The sequence below is a fragment of the Cellulophaga algicola DSM 14237 genome, from assembly GCF_000186265.1.
In the GTDB taxonomy this organism is placed as follows: Bacteria; Bacteroidota; Bacteroidia; order Flavobacteriales; family Flavobacteriaceae; genus Cellulophaga; species Cellulophaga algicola.
The window spans coordinates 3,684,827-3,698,231 of record NC_014934.1; the positions used below are offsets into that span (position 1 = coordinate 3,684,827).

Below are 13,405 nucleotides of genomic sequence, written 5' to 3' on the forward strand. Positions count from 1 at the left end.
GTTCAATATATCTTAAATATAATTTCAAAGTGTTAAGATTTAATTTTTATCATATCGCGACGAACTGTTATAGGTTCTATAGCTTTTCAATTTGAATTTTGGAAGTCATTATATGAGCGTTTATCTTACCATGCATTAGTAGTATGAACTTATAAAATTACGGAACGGCTTATTTTAGTACGGTTTAAAAAACATTAAAGAAAATTACAGAATTGAAAAAATTAGTATAAAATTAAAACCAAGTAGATTATGGCCAGTATTTTTTTTATTATTTTAAAACATGAATAAGAATTAGTTATGGTAAGGAGAATTATAATATGCACCTTCTGCGCAACTACATTTTTAAGTTGTGATGCTGATTTTAAACAAGGAAAATGTGATGAAGGATTTTTTGAACAAAATAATTTTGAAGGAGGTTCATATTGCGTACCGCTAGGGGATACAGAAAGTGTTAAAGCTGCAGTTCTTGATACCGAGAAGTTGAATAAAACTGATATAGATGAATTGGAAAGATAATTTTGCTCGTTTATTTAACAATCAGTGCTAACATTTTGTCTATTTCTCTTTTTAATTGTTGCGCTTGTTCATGCTGTTCAAATTCTTTATGGTAGCATTTGCAATAGTTTTTCCAAGCTTCATCTTCCGATGCGCTATCTACATTATTCCAGATAGCCGTACATTTTTCTAAACCCTTTAATTCTTGATTTATAGATTTGCTTATTAGATAAATATTGTTTTCAATTGTTGTAAGAGCATATAATGTATTAGGTTTGAAAGGTCCAATATCTTGACCGTCTATACTAATCATTCCGTAGGCTTGATTATTTTCTAGCGTATCTATTTTATAGGAATGAATAGATGTAATTACATGCCCTGCGGCAAATGCAGCACTAAATATATTTTCTAGTTGAGAAGGGGATAGGTTCTCAAATTTATATTCTGGAAAAAAATCGTAGAAAATGTAATCTGAAATACAAAGAAGCATTGTTTCTTCTTTCTCTACCCATAAACCATCTAACATTCCAAATCCCATTTCAGGATAAAATGTCTGAAGATTTATTTGTCCATTTTTAGTAAGATTGGGTATTCTGGTAGTACTTAAGATATTCTTAAGTAGTTTTTCTAAAGCTAAAATAGAATCATTCATTTGATGGCCTATTTTATCATTGATCTCTTTATTTTTAAAGTAGTCTACATTAGAATTTCTTTGTTTAATATAGTGTAGTTCTTTTTCAAGTCGATTTTGTCCGTCAATTGTAGTAGGGCTTTGCTTTTCCTCAGAATTTTTAATAGTATCGGTATTGTTTTTTTGTCCATTACAAGAAATGAACAGGAATAACAAAATGATAAATATGTATTTCATTTTTCTTTTTTTAGCAGTAAAGCGAATTCAAAATATTTGACGTATACTATTTAAAGGTCTAAAACACCTATGAAGTATTACCCTTATAGTGTGCTCTATTTTTACATAGACCATAAGCTCCACTTTGATTTTATGGCTTCGGGATTAATTTTTTTTATTTTTTCATGGAATAGCGCAAAATTTTTATTCCATAGTGTATAATTATGAGCAAACTTAAATACCACATCGGCATTATTAGATTCTTTAATGGTAATTTGCCAAATACGTCTATTGGTTATTTGGATAGACGTTTTTTTAAGCTCAGTAATAGCACTGAGTTTATACGTTTTTTTTTGAAGCTCTTGATGCATAGCATAGAAATTTTCATGATCAAAATAAAACTCTTCTTTACTTATGATTTTTTTTTCAAGTCCGAAAAAGAAGGGTTTCATCGATATTTTTTTAGGCATATTGTTAATCGCTTAAGGAGTATGAAGTGCAGTTGCACAAGATTACGTATAAAATGGGTAGGGCAGGAGATAAACGTAAAGCTTTAGGTGTACAATTATCCTAACTAGAATTATTTTTTAGTAACAAAACATGGAAAAACTATAGCTTTTATTAGCAAAGATTTTAAGTTATAATAACTCCCAACCTCCTTGATATTCATCTCCCGTTATAGCGTTCAGTTTTTCACACATTAAATGCCACGTGTTAAAAGCGCCTTCGCCTCCTTTAATAGATATTACATTTCTTCGGTCTATATATTCAAAATCTTCAGCACCTTCAATAACACCGTAATTTTTCGCTTCAATGGTAATGGCAATAGTGTCAAAATAAGGATTCGCTCGCTCTAGTTTTGGTGCTAGAAATTCGTTGATGATGTTTCCAGCTTTAAAAGCAGGTTTCCCCCAGAAGTCAATCTTTGCTCCGGTAATTTTAGCTTCCGTTAATTCTTTTTCTATTTCAATTGTTTTGTCAGCAATTGTATCTTCTTTGGGCCAAAATTTTAGTAAGTAGTCAGACATATTTTTGTTTTTTAATTAAGCGATTGTATGCTGCCAGTTGCTAGGGTACAATTGTTCACTATTCTTTCTGATAGGCAATAGCTTGTTTTAATTACGATGTTCTAATATTAGATTTATTTCATTACTATTTTTTTTAGCATTGGTGTTATTGGGATCTAATTTTAGGACATTTTCATAACTCTCTTTTGCCTTTTTATATTGTTTAGCCTTGTAATATGCTTCTCCTAAACTATCATATAAATTGGCATTTTCAGGATCTGTTGAAATCGCAAGTTTAAAAACGTCTATAGCCAATGCGGTTTGCTCTTGGGACAGAAAATCATAGCCCACCCTATTAAGATAGTTAGCAGTTGCAAAATAGTGTACCGTATCTTTTTTAAGTGCTAAATATTGTTTTGATGCTTCTTTTGAATTTTTGAGGAACAAGGGTTCTACTTGTGACCATAAATTTATTTTTGGAAATTTAATCAAGTCGTATTCTATTTTATTATACAGACTTATCCAATCGTTTACTGCTTTTTCAGAAGTATTATTCATTAATAATATTTGCCCGTAATTAGCATCTGGACAAACTAATAGAATACTTTGTACGCCATTGGAGGTCCCTGTTTTTAAATAATAAAATCCTTCTTCTTCGGCATACCCCACATCCCAAAAATAGCCAAGTTTCTCTTCCTTATTTTCAAATAATGTGCGGGTAGCTTCCTTTATAAAGGGCTGCTTAGCTTCTAATTGATACTGCAGGAATTTCATTAAATCTGGTAGTGTAGTGATAATGCCTGATGCCCCTCCAAGCAATGGATTCTTGCCTATCATAGCGAGTTCACCAGATTCAGTATACCCTTGAATAAGATGGTCTTTGTGCTGCTCATAGTCTTGTAGATAGGAGTTCTCCATACCTATCTCTTTAAAAAAATCACTCAATAATTCAGGATAGGGTTTCTTATACACCTGTTCTAAAATATAAGCAGCAATTTCTGGACCTACATTATTATAGGCATAAAATGTCCCTGGTGCATGGCTTAGTGTTGTTGTTTCCAGCTCATCAAATAAGTCCTCTAGGGTATAGACAATAGGGTTCTTTGCGTATTCCCCCGAAAATATTTTGGAATATACATTTTTCAATTTTTTAGGGGTTTCAAATCCTAAAGTATGGGTAACTATGTTTTTAATAGTAACAGGAGTACCTTCAAATTCTAAATTAGGATAGGTTCTGGGTAAGAATTCTCTAATATCGTTATCTAAGGTTAGTTTTTTATCTAGAATGGCTTTTGCCATCAAAGAGCCTGTAAATACTTTTGAAATGGAGGCTATTTCAAATAGTGATTGGTTTGTTAGAGGTTTTTTTGATACAGAATCAACCGTTCCGTAATAGTTATGATAGCTACTTCCGTTCTTGTAAATGGCAACAGACATGGAATTAATATTGCCACGGCTTAGTATATTCGTAGCATATTGATCTACTGATTTAGATAACTGCTCAAAAGGCTCGTTACTACTTTTCTGCTTTGACTGGCATCCGAACAACATTAGGAGGCAAATTATGCTAGCAATCTTAGTCATATTTTTTAGTTAAAGACAACGAGAATTTTACTTTGTTACATTTAATGGCTAAGATATGGCTAATATTATAGGTAACAGTTAGGCGTATAGACTACTCAGAGTTTATAAGCTTAAAGTAGAATTAGTTGTTTTCTACTTGAGCATCCTGTTTGGAAGCCTATTTTAAGATGCTTTACAAACAGCGCAATTAGACGCTCCAGTTAACTTTCCTTTTTTATCAAATTCATATTTACAACAGGTGTTTAATTTGTTCTTTAAAATATCTTTAGCTCTTTTAACTCTTGCTTTTACGTTTTCAAGACTTATATCTAATTGTGTAGCAATGTCTTTTTGCTTTTGACCTTTTATATAGATCAACGCTATGACCTGTTTGTAAATCTCAGGTAGGTCGTTTATGAAGTTATCAAAGCAACAGATGGGTTGGTATTCTTCTGATGACTCATTGATATTTGGGGTTAATTGCGCTACATAAATAGCTTCTTTAGTATAGTAATTAGCTATTTCGTTCCTAGCAATTTGAAAAATCCAAGCTCTAGCTTTTTCTTCTTCCTTTAGTTTAGATACATTTTCATGAATTTTTAGGAAGGTATTTTGAAAAATATCATTGGTATGCTCTCTATTTTTAGTTTTTTTTAAAATAAAAAAATAGAGCTCATCATTGAATTTGTTCCATATTTTTTGAGTTTCCATACTTGAAAAATAAATAAAAGCTAGTTAAAAAACTAGCTTTTGATAAAATTAGCAACAGGTACATTTTGTACATTCACATAGCGCACATGGACAATTACTTTCCATGCAATTTTTGCAATTACATTTGGCACATTCGCAATTGGTGCATTTACACGTATTCATAGTCGTAAAATTTTTAAGGTTCATTAAGTAGACTGATCAACCTTAAAAAAGATACATTTTATTTTAAATTTTATTAATGCTGTTGTACTTTTTTACTTGTCATCGGTTCTCGATACTATTTTTGTTTCGCTGCCCTACACAAAAACCACTCGAACTGACATTGCGTTTTCTTGAACTTGACACTTTGTTTTTTGATATAAAGTTGTCTTTCAGTTTCCATTTTTTGAAATTACCATCAACCATCAACCATCAACCATCAACCATCAACCATCAACCATCAACCATCAACCATCAACCATCAACCATTAACCAATAGGAGGGAAGTCTTACTTGGCTTTAGCGAAAACCTATTCCCGCCGTACCATTTCAAAAGCGATGAGTCCGCCATCAATCACCGCTTTTTCTAAGACACCATTCTTATAATAATATTCGTTTTCTTTACCATTAGCATTTATTTTCTTATAACCATGATTGCCAAGGGAAATAATAGTATTAAAACTACCGTCTTGTTCAGAATAACAATCGGTTATGTCTAAGGGTTCTACAAAATACAATAAGACTGTAGCGTAAGTAATGGTGTTTTTAATAGCTACTTCAGGTTTGTCATTTTTTGTAATTTGATACTCATTTCCATGCCAATGGGTAAGTGTTTTGGCATGTGACTTTTCATTAATACTAATATTTACAGCCGCTTTTTTTAAAACCTTAGCATTAAAACTCACATCGTACTTATAGTTTACGGCAATCTCTTTAATAATTCTAAATTTAATAGTACTAGAAGTATGGTAGTTTATTTTAGCATCCTTAGTGCTTTTTGTTGCTATTAAACTCCCAATAGTTTTTTCTTTATAAATAATATCAAACCATAAGGTTTTATCTGGAGGGGATTCTAAGTCTCCTTGAAGCGTTATAAAATTGAAAAGTATCAGACACCAAACCATAAATTCGTTATTAAATAATATAGAGCCCTAGAGAGGCATTGCCCTTAAATTTAGATATCGCTTAGCGTTCTAGAATTTTTTGTATTCAGACATGTTTAAAGGTAAAAAGAATAGGTTTATGCCATACTGATTAAAATCATTAAAGTATAAAATCTAATTTTATTCAATTAAAGAGAGGGAGAGAATTACGTCTTAATTTAAAAGTAAAATAGTTTATTGCTCATGTTCAGCATGTTGTAAATAAACCATAAGGATTGGGGGTTTTTGCGACCCTAATTAGTAAAATAATTGTACTTAAAGTATATCTGTAAATAGTAGTTTCAACACGTTGATTATAAGTCTCTTTAAAATCTTATTAAGGAATTGTTTATAAAATGTGGAAAAACAAAATGAAGGTATAGTGAAAAACTACAATATCTTGTAGACCTTTGTATTCTCTTATAGCAAAAATTTTAATACGTAGATATCAAATGAAAATAACGCATCTCATCAAGAGGGATTTTACCACAAAACCCTTTCAGTTAAATAAGATCTCAAATGCCATACTAAAAGCTATGACTACTGTAAATCATGGTGATAAGGCTGATGCAGATTTGATTTCAAAAAATGTTCATGAGGCACTTTTAGAACGTGAAGAAACGGTTGTTAATTACACGCCAACGGTTGAAGAAGTACAAGATTTTGTAGAAACCAAACTGATGGAAGGCGGTTTTTTCGATGTTGCCAAAGCATACATTTTATACCGTAATGAGCAGTCGCAAAAGAGAAAATCAAATATTTTTGAGAAGCGTATAAATTTAAAGCCTTACGAATATCCAGAGCTTTATGAGTATGTTCCTGCGATTCGTCATTCCTATTGGATTCATTCTGAATTTAATTTCACGAGTGATATTCAAGATTTTAAAACACGCCTTACAGATACAGAGCAAAGCGCGATTAAAAACACAATGTTGGCTATTTCTCAAATTGAAGTAGCTGTTAAGGGTTTTTGGGGAGACATTTATCATAAAATGCCAAAACCAGAAATAGGATCTGTAGGGGCTACTTTTGCAGAAAGTGAAGTACGTCATGCAGATGCGTATTCGCACCTTCTTGAAATTCTAGGCTTGAATAATGAATTCAAGAATTTGAAGAAAAAACCAGCGATCATGAAAAGAGTGCAGTATTTAGAGACTGCATTAAAAAATGCTAAGAGTGAGGATAATAAAGATTATGCAGAGTCTATTCTTTTATTTTCTCTCTTTATAGAGCATGTTTCTTTATTTTCTCAATTCTTAATTATTATGGCTTTTAATAAGCATAAGAATATGTTGAAGGGGGTTTCAAATGTAGTAGAAGCAACCTCTAAAGAAGAGCAAATACACGGTGATTTTGGTATTGATATCATTAAAATTATCAAAAAAGAAAACCCAGATTGGTTTGATGCAGATTACCATAAGACCATACAACAAATGTGTAAAGATGCTTTTATAGCAGAAAGTAGTGTTGTGGACTGGATTTTTGAAAAGGGAGAGCTTGATTTCTTACCTAAGGATGTGGTGAATGAATTTATAAAAAACCGATTTAACAATTCGTTAGAAAGTATCGGTATTGAAAAAATATTTGAAGTAAACGAAGAATTAATAGCAGAGACGGAGTGGTTTGATGATGAAATTATTGGTACCAAACACGGCGATTTTTTCGTAAAGCGCTCTATTAATTATAGCAAAAGAACACAAAGTATAACTAGTGACGACCTTTTTTAGATGAACGAAATGAACACGACTAAAGACAATAAAACGTCTGCGACAACAGAAAGCGAACAACTTTTAAAAGCAAGAAAAGAAGCTTTAAAAAATCATAAAGAAAATTCTGAACCTGGATTTGATTGGTTGACAGAGCATAGCCGTAATTTTTTAAATTCGGGCTATTTAACAGATAACGAAACTCCAGAGCAACGTATTCGTGAAATTGCAGATAGAGCAGAGAAGTTATTAGATATGCCAGGTTTTTCTGATAAATTCTATGGCTACATGTCTGATGGGTACTATTCACTAGCATCGCCTGTTTGGTCTAATTTTGGAAAAGAAAGAGGTTTGCCTATTAGCTGTTTTGGATCGCATATAGATGATGATATGGGGAATATTTTATATACTCAATCTGAAGTTGGTATGATGTCTAAAATGGGTGGAGGTACTTCTGGCTATTTTGGAAAAATTAGACATCGTGGTGCAGAAGTTAAAAATAACGGTCAGGCTTCAGGAGCAGTACATATTATGCAGCTTTTTGAATCTATGGTTGATGTGGTAAGTCAAGGTTCTGTTCGTCGCGGAAGATTTTCACCATACCTTCCTGTAGAGCATCCAGATATTTCTGAGTTTTTAGAGATTGGTACAGAAGGGAATCCTATTCAAGAATTAACGCATGGAGTAACTGTAACCAATGAATGGATGCAGGAAATGATAGATGGAGATTCAGACAAACGTGCTATTTGGGCAAAAGTATTACAACGTAGAGGGGAAATGGGGTATCCATATATTTTCTTTAAAGACAATGCAAATAACGGAGCTGCAGATGTTTATAAAGATAATAACCATACCATCTATGCAAGTAATCTTTGTACGGAAATAATGTTACCATCTAATGATAATTGGTCTTTTGTTTGTGTGTTATCATCAATTAATGTTATGCATTATGACAAATGGAAAGATACAGATGCTGTAGAAACCATGGTCTATTTCTTAGACGCTGTGATTACAGAGTTTCTTGATAAATTAGAAGTGTATCGCGATTCAGATAGACGAGAAGATAGACAAACTTTCTTATTTATGGAGCGCGCTTATAATTTCGCAAAAGATAACAGGGCTTTAGGTCTTGGCGTATTAGGATGGCATTCTTTGTTACAATCAGAAATGCTTCCTTTTAATAGTCAAAAAGCATACGACTTGAATAATGAGATTTTTAGAACTATAAAATCTAAATCTTACAAGGCCTCTGAAGAGTTGGCAAGTAAATTTGGTGAGCCAGCTGTTCTTAAAGGATATGGAAGACGTAATGCTACATTGAATGCTGTGGCACCTACCACGTCATCAGCGTTTATTTTGGGGCAAGTTTCGCAAGGTATAGAACCTATCTGGTCTAATATTTATGTGAAAGATATCGCAAAAATAAAAACAACAATTAAAAATCCATTTTTAGTTGATTTGTTAGAAGAGAAAGGGCAGAATATAACGGAAGTATGGCATAGCATTCGTGAACGCGATGGTTCTGTTCAGCATTTAGATTTTTTATCTGATTTAGAAAAGGAAGTTTTTAAAACATATTCTGAAATAGACCAGTTAGATATTATTTATCAAGCAGCAAATAGACAAAATCATATAGATCAAGGACAATCTGTTAATATCATCGTTCATCCTGATATGCCTGTAAAAGAAATCAATAAAATTCATGTAACCGCTTGGAAACTTGGTTTAAAATCTCTTTACTATCAGCATAGTATGAATGCTGCACAGAAATTTAAGCAGAAAAAAGATTGTGCAAGCTGTGAGGCATAAGTACTATTTTTAATCTTAAAATAAAAACTGTTTTATAAAATAGGGTAGGGGTATAACTCCTTGTATTTTATAAAGCAGTTTTTTTATGCCTTAGAATTTAAACGGCTGTAATTTTTTTAATTGCAGACTAGAAATCTATTTGTAGTAGCGTAAAGGTATTAAAACACTAAAGCTAGTAACATAACTGTACTAGCTTTAGTATTTTAATCTAGTTTACATAAATAGCTAGACGCCTTGTGCATCACTAATAACACGATCTATAAAATCGGTATTAATATATAAAAGTCGCGCTAAATTATATAAGACATTAACTTCACTATCATCTATATGTCCATCTGCATATGATATAATAGATAAGTCTCTTAGAATATTCAATTTTTGCATTACAGATAAAACAATATCCAAATCTTTTGCAAGCTGTTGTACCTCGCTAATCATTTCTTGTTCTGTAAGTCCTTTAATAGTCATCATGCAATTAGCAAAAATTTTAGGAGAAACAATACTACTTAGGGCTTGTATTTCAGAGTCGTCTACAATACCATCTGCATTAGAAATTAAATAACCACCTAAGAACATTAAACGCTGTAATTTTTCTGAATGTTCACTATTACTTTCTAAATTTTCAGGTTCCATTAAAGACATAATACGTTTAATTTCGACCTCCATCGCTTCCTCAGTAATTTCACCTGTAATGGTTTCATTAAATTTAGCATAGGTTTCACTTTTATTAAAAAGCTCTAAGGCCTTAATTCTTAAAGGACTAAAAGGGTGGCTGCTATACCAGTCAGAAGGATCATGATCTGTATCGTTTAAAACTTTTTCTAAATCAACAAATTGTTCAATGTAATCATTCAATTTAAAATCTAAAGAATCCGTAGTTACTCCTGATGATAATTTAAAAAAGGTACGGCCAACAGCTTCAAAATTTTGACAACAAAGTAAACCAGCTCTATCAGCACTTATTTCAGCATTTCTGTTCCAAGCGTATAATTTCATGGCATGGATAGGTGCTAGATCATTTTCTCCTTGCTCCAAAATTTGTCGTACAGGATAATCAAAATGCTCAAACAGAACGTGTCCTATTTCATGACCAACCACAAAAGTTAATTCTTCTTTAGAGAAACGCTCTATAATGCCAGAAGACAAAATAATATATAATTTATTATCGTCTGGAGGGTAGCAAGAAGCATTAAAGATATCACTTTGGTATACAAAAAATTCAATATCTGCTTTAAGCTTCAATGTTTTTTTACAATGCGCTCCAATTTCATGAAGCGTTGGAGCTAATGTTTTTGTTAGTCTTAAACTAGACTTTAATAAATGCTTTCTAGATTTAAATTTGCCGTTGTTTTCGGTTACCTTTTTTAAGGTGTCTTGTATTAAATCATCTTTTTGAAACTCAATAACGTAATCTCTATCCCCATCATAAACTAAAAGGTTTAAATTTATATCTGCTCTATTGGTCGTATAAATTTGAGGCTCCTGGTCTGCTACGACTTTATGGTTCATAGCATTAATTTCTTCTATACGTTTGATATATTCTTCTGCTAATTCTGTGGTTATGTTTTGAAATACAAGACTTGCTTCTTGTATTTTTTCAAAATTACCTGATGCTTGAGCATCATTTAATTCTGTTAACATTTTTTCTTGAGCTGTATGTATGGCAGCGTTATGTTCTTTTTCTAAATCGGAAAGTGTTTGTGATATATATGACATAATTTTTTAAGCTTGAACTGTTATTTTTGAATTAGAAATTTTCATTAATCTCCCTTTTAAATCAAAGATTCCTAGAATTTGATCAGCGTCTTTTTTAGCGATGATATTGTTACCGGTAAACTCTACGTCATACCCTTTAGCTTTTAGATAAAAATATAAACTGTATTTATGAGGGAATTTGTAGTTTGCAGCAACCTTAGAAAAATGAGCACAAATTAGAGCTGGTGCTGTTTTAGCCTTACTATCGGCTTCTTTTGAAGAGACCGTAACATAGACGGTTAGCCCTTTAAAGGACAAAGGTACATAGCAACTCTCTTTTAACATGGCAGAAGCAATGGTAGAAAAGTAAGCTCCTGGATCAGCATCTAATTCTTTCTTTGGAGTTATTAATTCTTCTATTTGATACGCTTCTCCTATAGCTTTTATTCCTAAAGCAGTTTGTAAAAACTTTTCAGGAATACCACTTTGGTTATTAGCCCAAGCCCATAACCAACTTTTTTCATTCTCAGCATAAGTTCCAAGAATCTGTATGTCAAAAACCTTATCTTCTCCGAAGGTTAACTTACCTTCAAGCATATCACAACTCCAGCCTAAGTCTGCTACCATTTCGCTAAAAATTTCTTGCTTTTCATTGGAAATTACAAACGATTGATTGTATAACTCTTGTAGTTCTACTTTAGGAACCTGTTGCTCTTCTTTTGGTTTATTCGCTGATTCAGAACTAGCAGTGGGGGTTTGTGTTCTTGCTTCCGTTGTTTTTTCAGCAACATCCTCTAATTTTTCTTCTAATAGAGAAATGATACGTGCAGTTCTATCTGCTACTTTATCTGCATTTATAATTGGACTATGATCAATTTTTAAAACCCCGTCTTCAAATGTAATCGCACGTTCTAGATTATGTTCATTGTTTTCATTTATGATAACTACGTTTTTTAATCCAGATTTTAAAAGTTCGATACCCATATTATCTACACAAATGGATTTAAAAGCGTCTATTAATGGTAGAAAATATATTTTTGGATAGGTATCATTATACAAATGAGAAAAACGATCTTCTATTAGCGTATTCCAAGAAATACTTAAGGGAATTGTGTAGCCTGCAACAGTATTAATCTCTGTTTCTAAGGCTGGAAATAAATCATTTTGAAATGCTTGAATTATTCTTCTTTCTTTTAAGCCCATAATTTTATAATTTAGAATTTACTAAAATGATTTTTGTTTATTTTTATAATTGTTGAAGTAGCTTTTCTTCTAAAATGTTAGATAAGTTTTTAGGTAAAGCTTTATCTATAGCTAGTGCTATGGATAGGGTTTCTGCATGAATACTAAGCTGTAATGTTTCTGCTTGTTGTAAATTAATGGTCTCAATATTTTTCCAAGCCTCTTGCCCTAAAGTATCTTTTGTTAGTTGATCAATGGCATTTTTTAAAGCGGCAAAAATATCTTGAATGTTTAATCTGTTGTTTAAGGTATCAAGTGTGGTTGCGTCTAGGTTGATTTCCTTTATTTGGTTGCCCAATAAACTTTTTTCCGTATTTAGCCACCGTTTTAACTGCAATACCGTAAGTTCTTTATTTTCGGAAGATAGGGGTCTGCTAATAGTACCTTTAGATAATTCTACAAGCATTTTTTTAGGTTGTTTTATCGTAATAAGAGTTACACTATGTAAACTAAAAAAGGATACTTGTTCATCGTTTGAAAGTAAGCAAATCGATTTTTGAGCGTTGTCATCTTCTGTTATATCTAGAAGTATGCCTTCTAGGTAAGCCCCGTTATGTAATGAAATTGCGATTATAATATTTTCATCTTTTTCAAAAACAGCCTGTAAAATCTCTTCTTGTGTTTGGGCTACAAATGCTTTGTAGTAATTTGTTTTTTCCATACTATAAATGGTATTATAACAGCTATGTTAGAACTAGATAATCTATAGCTAATCGTTTTATGAGGTTAAAAATAGATGTGTGCAGTTCAATTATAAGTACCACTTAAACTAAGTGCTACACATTAGTTTATAAATTGTTTTCTAATAATTGGGTAAGAACATTTGTGCGGTCTTCTATATCATCAGCATTAAAAATTGGGCTGTGATCTACCGTTAAAACCCCATCAGAGAATGTATAGGCATTCTTAGGGTTGTAGTGGTCTTTTGTGTTGGTTATGTATATTTCTTTTAAGCTTTCTACTACAGCTTCTTTACCCATCTTGTCTGCAGTAATAGATTTAAATGCTTCAATAAGTGGGATAAAATATATTTTAGGGTAAGTGTCGTTGTAAAGATGTAAAAACCGGTCTTCGAATAAAGTGTTCCACTCGATATTAAAAGAGACATTAAAACCTGCAGCTTCAATTATTTGAGCTTTTAATTGAGGAAACTGTTCTTCTTGAAATGTTTTAGTAAATCTATTTTCTTTTAATCCCATGATACTTAAC

13 protein-coding genes are annotated in these 13,405 nt (G+C 32.0%); 3 read left to right on the plus strand and 10 right to left on the minus strand.

What is annotated here, in order from left to right:
- The first annotated feature begins 297 nt into the window (after positions 1–297).
- Entirely contained in the window at positions 298–516 is a 219-nt protein-coding gene (locus CELAL_RS16035) for a hypothetical protein (protein WP_013551941.1), read from the plus strand.
- Positions 517–526: 10 nt separating this feature from the next.
- On the opposite strand, the gene CELAL_RS16040 is transcribed toward CELAL_RS16035, so the two are convergent.
- The 6 genes from CELAL_RS16040 to CELAL_RS16065 all read right to left on the minus strand — a co-directional run bounded on the left by CELAL_RS16040 (position 527) and on the right by CELAL_RS16065 (position 5,726).
- Positions 527–1,363, minus strand: coding sequence for a hypothetical protein (locus CELAL_RS16040; RefSeq protein ID WP_013551942.1), 837 nt, complete (start codon positions 1,361–1,363; stop codon positions 527–529).
- Positions 1,364–1,464: 101 nt separating this feature from the next.
- A complete protein-coding gene (locus CELAL_RS21600) occupies positions 1,465–1,794 on the minus strand; it encodes a hypothetical protein (protein WP_052304011.1) in 330 nt (109 codons plus the stop codon).
- Positions 1,795–1,980: 186 nt separating this feature from the next.
- The gene (locus tag CELAL_RS16050) at positions 1,981–2,370 is read right to left on the minus strand and encodes a hypothetical protein (RefSeq protein WP_013551944.1); all 390 of its coding nucleotides are present in this window, start codon (positions 2,368–2,370) and stop codon (positions 1,981–1,983) included.
- Positions 2,371–2,457: 87 nt separating this feature from the next.
- Complete coding sequence (locus CELAL_RS16055) at positions 2,458–3,933, minus strand: serine hydrolase (RefSeq protein WP_148229695.1); 1,476 nt, start codon at positions 3,931–3,933, stop codon at positions 2,458–2,460.
- Positions 3,934–4,095: 162 nt separating this feature from the next.
- Positions 4,096–4,623: a sigma-70 family RNA polymerase sigma factor gene (locus CELAL_RS16060; RefSeq protein WP_013551946.1), complete on the minus strand. Its 528-nt coding sequence runs from the start codon at positions 4,621–4,623 to the stop codon at positions 4,096–4,098.
- Positions 4,624–5,132: 509 nt separating this feature from the next.
- Positions 5,133–5,726, minus strand: a complete 594-nt coding sequence (locus tag CELAL_RS16065; protein ID WP_013551947.1) for a DUF6134 family protein — start codon at positions 5,724–5,726, stop codon at positions 5,133–5,135.
- Between the two features lie 470 nt (positions 5,727–6,196).
- Here CELAL_RS16065 and CELAL_RS16070 point away from each other — a divergent pair, with 470 nt between their 5' ends.
- Positions 6,197–7,471 carry a ribonucleotide-diphosphate reductase subunit beta gene (locus CELAL_RS16070; protein WP_013551948.1) on the plus strand — a complete coding sequence of 425 codons (1,275 nt, stop codon included), beginning with the start codon at positions 6,197–6,199 and terminating at the stop codon, positions 7,469–7,471.
- A complete protein-coding gene (locus CELAL_RS16075) occupies positions 7,472–9,259 on the plus strand; it encodes a ribonucleoside-diphosphate reductase subunit alpha (RefSeq protein ID WP_013551949.1) in 1,788 nt (595 codons plus the stop codon).
- 225 nt (positions 9,260–9,484) lie between these two features.
- Here CELAL_RS16075 and CELAL_RS16080 read toward each other — a convergent pair whose 3' ends face one another.
- The 4 genes from CELAL_RS16080 to CELAL_RS16100 form a co-directional block, all read right to left on the minus strand.
- Entirely contained in the window at positions 9,485–10,975 is a 1,491-nt protein-coding gene (locus CELAL_RS16080) for a M48 family metallopeptidase (RefSeq protein ID WP_013551950.1), read from the minus strand.
- Positions 10,976–10,981: 6 nt separating this feature from the next.
- A complete protein-coding gene (locus tag CELAL_RS22465) occupies positions 10,982–12,157 on the minus strand; it encodes a DUF6882 domain-containing protein (RefSeq protein ID WP_013551951.1) in 1,176 nt (391 codons plus the stop codon).
- A 43-nt stretch (positions 12,158–12,200) separates the two neighbouring features.
- Entirely contained in the window at positions 12,201–12,857 is a 657-nt protein-coding gene (locus CELAL_RS16095) for a hypothetical protein (protein WP_013551952.1), read from the minus strand.
- Between the two features lie 127 nt (positions 12,858–12,984).
- Positions 12,985–13,395, minus strand: coding sequence for a hypothetical protein (locus tag CELAL_RS16100; protein WP_013551953.1), 411 nt, complete (start codon positions 13,393–13,395; stop codon positions 12,985–12,987).
- Between the last annotated feature and the right edge of the window lie 10 nt (positions 13,396–13,405).